The sequence below is a fragment of the Candidatus Lokiarchaeota archaeon genome (assembly GCA_014730275.1).
GTDB lineage: Archaea > Asgardarchaeota > Thorarchaeia > Thorarchaeales > Thorarchaeaceae > WJIL01.
In genome coordinates, this window is the sequence record WJIL01000094.1 from 1 (window position 1) to 4829 (window position 4829).

At 46.2% G+C, this 4829-nt stretch carries 4 protein-coding genes; 3 read left to right on the top strand and 1 reads right to left on the bottom strand.

Features of this window, described 5'->3' with window-relative positions:
• Positions 1-238: 238 nt before the first annotated feature.
• Positions 239-736: a ferritin gene (locus GF309_10430; protein ID MBD3159193.1), complete on the bottom strand. Its 498-nt coding sequence runs from the start codon at positions 734-736 to the stop codon at positions 239-241.
• A 187-nt stretch (positions 737-923) separates the two neighbouring features.
• On the opposite strand from GF309_10430, the gene cysK reads away from it, so the two are divergent.
• From cysK to GF309_10445, 3 genes are all read left to right on the top strand, one after another.
• Positions 924-1949, top strand: a complete 1026-nt coding sequence (cysK, locus tag GF309_10435; GenBank protein ID MBD3159194.1) for a cysteine synthase A — start codon at positions 924-926, stop codon at positions 1947-1949.
• A 66-nt stretch (positions 1950-2015) separates the two neighbouring features.
• Complete coding sequence (locus GF309_10440; protein ID MBD3159195.1) at positions 2016-3005, top strand: pyridoxal-phosphate dependent enzyme; 990 nt, start codon at positions 2016-2018, stop codon at positions 3003-3005.
• Positions 3006-3016: 11 nt separating this feature from the next.
• Positions 3017-4618 (top strand): hypothetical protein, encoded by a 1602-nt coding sequence (locus GF309_10445; protein ID MBD3159196.1) that lies wholly within the window; start codon positions 3017-3019, stop codon positions 4616-4618.
• Positions 4619-4829 lie beyond the last annotated feature (211 nt).

Consider the following 4829-nt stretch of genomic DNA (forward strand, 5'->3'; position numbering starts at 1 on the left):
AGCGAAGTCGTTGGCTGCATTCTCTGCGTTTTCAAAGAGCTTCTCACAATTGGCACACGGAGGTTTGGATCCAATTACTTCGATATCGATGCAAACCATAATTCTCACGTATAAATATCGAATAATCTCGATATTTAAATTATTCGAAGAATACAGTTCTATGCACTCTGGTCTTGATAAACCTACAAAAAAAAATGGTGTGCTCTCTCAACAAATGAGAGAGCAAAATTCAGTTATTCTATGCTTTCTTCTTCATGATTTCGATGTCGTCCATCAGAGCCTCGAGGTCTTCTTCATGCTCGACCTCATCTTCCATAACTTCGAGAGCGAGGTTATAGGTAACTTGATCCTTGCCCTCTGTCATGTTGACCAGCTCATGGTAAACATCGATAGCACAGCGTTCGGCTTCGATATTCTGCTCAAGTAGCTTCGGTACGTCTGGCTCTTCCGGAGTGGCATACTCACAGTTGTAGTTATCGAACCAGTCTTCTGGACTGAGTAGCGGTGTACCACCAAGAGTTAGAATTCGCTCCGAAAGCATACCTGCATGTCGAAGCTCATCTCCAGCATGTTCAACAAGCTCAGCAACAACAGCTCCTCTCATGGGACCTACTGCAACTTGCGAACCTATCCAGTATTGGTAGTAAGCGAGCCACTCGTCAGCAAATGCTTTGTTGAGTTTCTTGATTAGCTCATCTACATCTAGACCAACTATTTCTTTTCCTCGTTTTCCCATCTCAAATCCTCTCTCTTGCAGTCAGAGATGAGCATTCTTCTGGTATACCCAGATATACAATAGTTCATCTCTGAGTTCTTGTTATTATAGAACTAATGGATGTTTATATAGTCTAGCAAAGCGTACATGAAATCAAAATCGACACTAAGAAGGCACCAAGAATCTCCATACTGCCAAATCCATGCTCATGCACATACCATTCCTCTTTGGCTTGCATACGTTTTCAAGTCTGATTTTCCTGCCTGTCGACAGACTGAATAGACGGCATCTGATAGCTCTCTACTGTGGGGATTGTCATTTGAAGAAATCCATCCTTGAGTGCATCGGGAAAACGCCTATTGTCCAACTTGGTCGATTGAGTCAAGATTGCCGCGCCACGCTAGCCGCAAAACTGGAAATGTTCAATCCGATTAGTATCAAGGATCGCCCTGTGCTTTCTATGATTGCAAAGGCAGAGAAAGAAGGATTGATTGACGAGAATACGACAATCATCGAAGCAACAAGCGGTAACACTGGAATGGCCTTGGCGTACATTTGTGCTGTCAAGGGCTACCGACTGATAATCTGCATGAATGAAGCAATGAGTGATGAGCGCAAGAGGATACTGCGATTGTTCGGCGCAGAGCTCGAGCTGACGCCGCCTGAATTCCACACTGCCGCAGCAAAAGAACGTGCAATGGAGCTACACGCGGAGATATCGAACTCGTTCTACGTAAACCAACATGGCAATTCAGCAAACAAACAGGCTCATATCGAAACTACTGCTGAAGAAATATGGCGGGATACAGAGGGTGAGGTTGACATCATTGTTGCAGCGCTGGGAACTACAGGAACAGCTATGGGCGTTGCAGAAGCTCTGAAACCGAGGAAACCAAGCTTAGAAGTGATTGGAGTGGAACCCAAAGCCGCACCCATGATTTCTGAGGGGAGTTGGGAGAAGCACAAACTGCCTGGGACCAGTCCTGGTTTTGTTCCAGACCTATATGAAGAAGGTCTTCTGGACGAGATTATCACGATAGATGCGGAGGGTGAAGCGTATGGATTCTGCCGGCGGTTGGCCGCGGAAGAGGGAATACTTGCTGGCATTTCTTCAGGGGCAACGGCTGCAGCTGCAGTTAGAATTGGGAAGCGATCGGAAAATGAGGGTAAGCTAATTGTGGCCATATTCGCTGATTCTGGGCAGCGTTACTTGAGTGTGAAGGGACTATTTTGAGGATTTCAGTCAGGAAATCACAAACACATTTTTGCCGACAAGCTGAATAGTCTCCATTGATAAGCTGTGTTTCATGGGGTCTGTAATGTGGAAATACCAACGCTTCATGATATTGAGAATGCTGCAAAACTGCTTAAGACCAGAATAAAGCACACCCCTTTAGTCCGTTCCGAGTTCCTGAGTGAGATAACAAATGGTTCTGTGTATCTCAAGCTCGAGAACCTGCAGAAAACGGGCGCCTTCAAAATCAGGGGTGCATTCACTGCCTTATCTAGACTTGAGCAGGAAGGGGACTCCAAAGGGGTAATAACCGCCTCTTCAGGAAACCATGGCCAGGCTGTTGGTCTAGCGGCAGCTGAGCTGGGAATCAATGCAACAATCGTGGTGCCTGAACATGTCTCGAAGAGTAAACTCGAGAAAATAGAGCAGTTTGATGTAACCGTGATCAAGAGGGGCTCGTACGAGGAGGTTGAGCCACTGGCAAAGAAACTGGCACACGATAAAGATCTGACGTATGTGAGTGGGTACAACCATCCTGATATCATTGCGGGTCAAGGTACCGTTGCGCTGGAAATACTGAAAGCAGAACCTGAGACCGATACAATCATTGTTCCGGTGGGCGGTGGCGGCTTGGTATCGGGTATTGCTATTGCAGCCAAAGGTTTGAATCCTGAAATACAGATAATCGGTGTTCAGGCAGAAGCATCACCTATGGTCTATCACTGCTGGAAATCGAATGAGTTTATCGAAGTAAAAGAGGAGGAGACTGTCGCTTCAGGATTGATGGGCGGTATTCAGGAGGGCTCAATCACACTTTCGATCATGAGGGACAAGGTGGATGACATGGTCTTGGTTGAAGAGGGGACTATTACACATGCTCTCAAGATTCTCTACGAAGCCGAAGGCCAGCGTGTTGAGGGTGCAGCAGCTGTTGCAGTTGCTGGGATTCTGAAGGATCCCGAACGGTTCAGAGGAGAGAATATCGTGGCTGTGCTGTCTGGCGGAAATATTGAAGAGTCTACATTTCAACAATTGATACGAGACACTAGTAGCTGAGTGATGAAAGATTGCCTGAAAATTTAGATGCAAAGAAACATGCGTTTCTGAATCGCCTGAGAAAATCACTTTTCTCTGTCCCTGACTGGATATCGGAGAACAGAGCTGATTTACTGCTTTTCATATCTGGGGCAGCTGTTACTGTTGCATCCTGTCTTCACTACCTGTTGACTATGCTCACATGGACTCAGCCAGGTTTCACACTTGATGATTCGTGGATCCATCTCGTTTTTGCTAGGACAATATACAAAGGTCGCCCTTGGGAATACTCTCCTGGATACCCGAGTACTGGTTCTACGAGCCCGCTTTGGTCCATCATTCTCGCACCGCTTTTCGCATTGACTGGCAATACAACGCAACTTGTTTTGGGAACCTATTTGATTTCCACCCTATTTTACTGTGTAACAACTTTTTTCGTTGGATATCTCATTTCCGAAGCTACAGGCCGCAGGATTTGGGGGCATCTCGGCATGATTGCGTTTGTGTTACTGCCGCGGAATACGTGGCTCATGTTATCCGGAATGGAAACACCCCTCTTCATGTTCTTGCTTATGCTTGGCATAACCCTTCTACCAAAACAGAATTTCCACTATGACATGCTGGTGGGTGTGGTCATGGGTCTGGCATACTTATCGCGACCGGAAGGAGCCCTCTTGTCTCTCTTTGTGTTGCTGATACGACCTGCCTTCTTGTACAGCAATGGCGCCTTGAACCGGAAACGGATTCTTTCATTGCTGGCAATGATTGTTATAGCTGCCCTTGTAGTGAGCCCATGGATTCTACATTGCCTCTCAGTAACTGGGTTGCCTTTGCCTGATACTTTCTACGCCAAGGTGCATGTTCCAACGCCGTCTGAAATCGAAGTTTGGAATTTCTTCTGGGGGTTCTGGATTCAACAGCATCCTTTCATCGTTATTGCGCTTGTTTCTTTTCCTCTCCTCATCAAAGCACGGCGTCCTATGAGCTGGTTACTCGGAGTTTCTCTACTGATGCTGTATAGGCTTACGAATCCTTATGGCGCACTGATTAACAATGCTCGTTATCTTGTCCCTGTATTTTTGTTTCTCTTGATTTCAGCTTTCGCTGGTACGATCATTTTCCTTCGAAGAGTCTTGGAGCGATTTGATTCGCAAAAGGGACCTAGTGATACGGTAGCGGTTGGTTTTGTTGTCTGCCTCCTTTTCATTGTCCCTTCTGTTCCCCTTTATCTGGATCAGGCTCCATTCTATGGCAACGCAGTGAAGAATATCAATGAGCAACAAGTGCACATTGGCCTTTGGCTACGTAATCACACCCCCGAAGACGCTGTCCTAGCAATTCACGATGCTGGAGCACTCAGATTTTTTTCAAATCGTACGATTATTGATATTGCTGGCTTGGTTAGTCCTGAAATCATACATGGCAATATGTCCGGTCGCGAAACCTTGTTGTATCTTCACGAACAAGAATGCGATTACTTCGTCTTTTTCGACGACCTGTTCAACTACTGGGCTTGGCAACTCGATTACGCGTATGAGAAAGTATACACAGTGCATCTCGACGATAATGTGATATCGGGGCGGGACACTATGTCTGTGTTTAGAATCAGATGGAACGAAACGGGGTTGGTATGAATCGTGAATCTAGCGATAAAGCGATACTATCTGGGTCACGCTCCCCCTAATAAAACAGAAAACGAATACGAGCCCGGCTACTGAAGAGGTGAGAACTTATGGTAGAACCCTGGAAAGTTCAAGTTCGATTTGAGGATTCTTGGCACAGTGGTTTGCTTTCCTGGTCTGCGGAGGGGCCAATTGTTGAACTTGATTCAGGCGAAGAAATCAC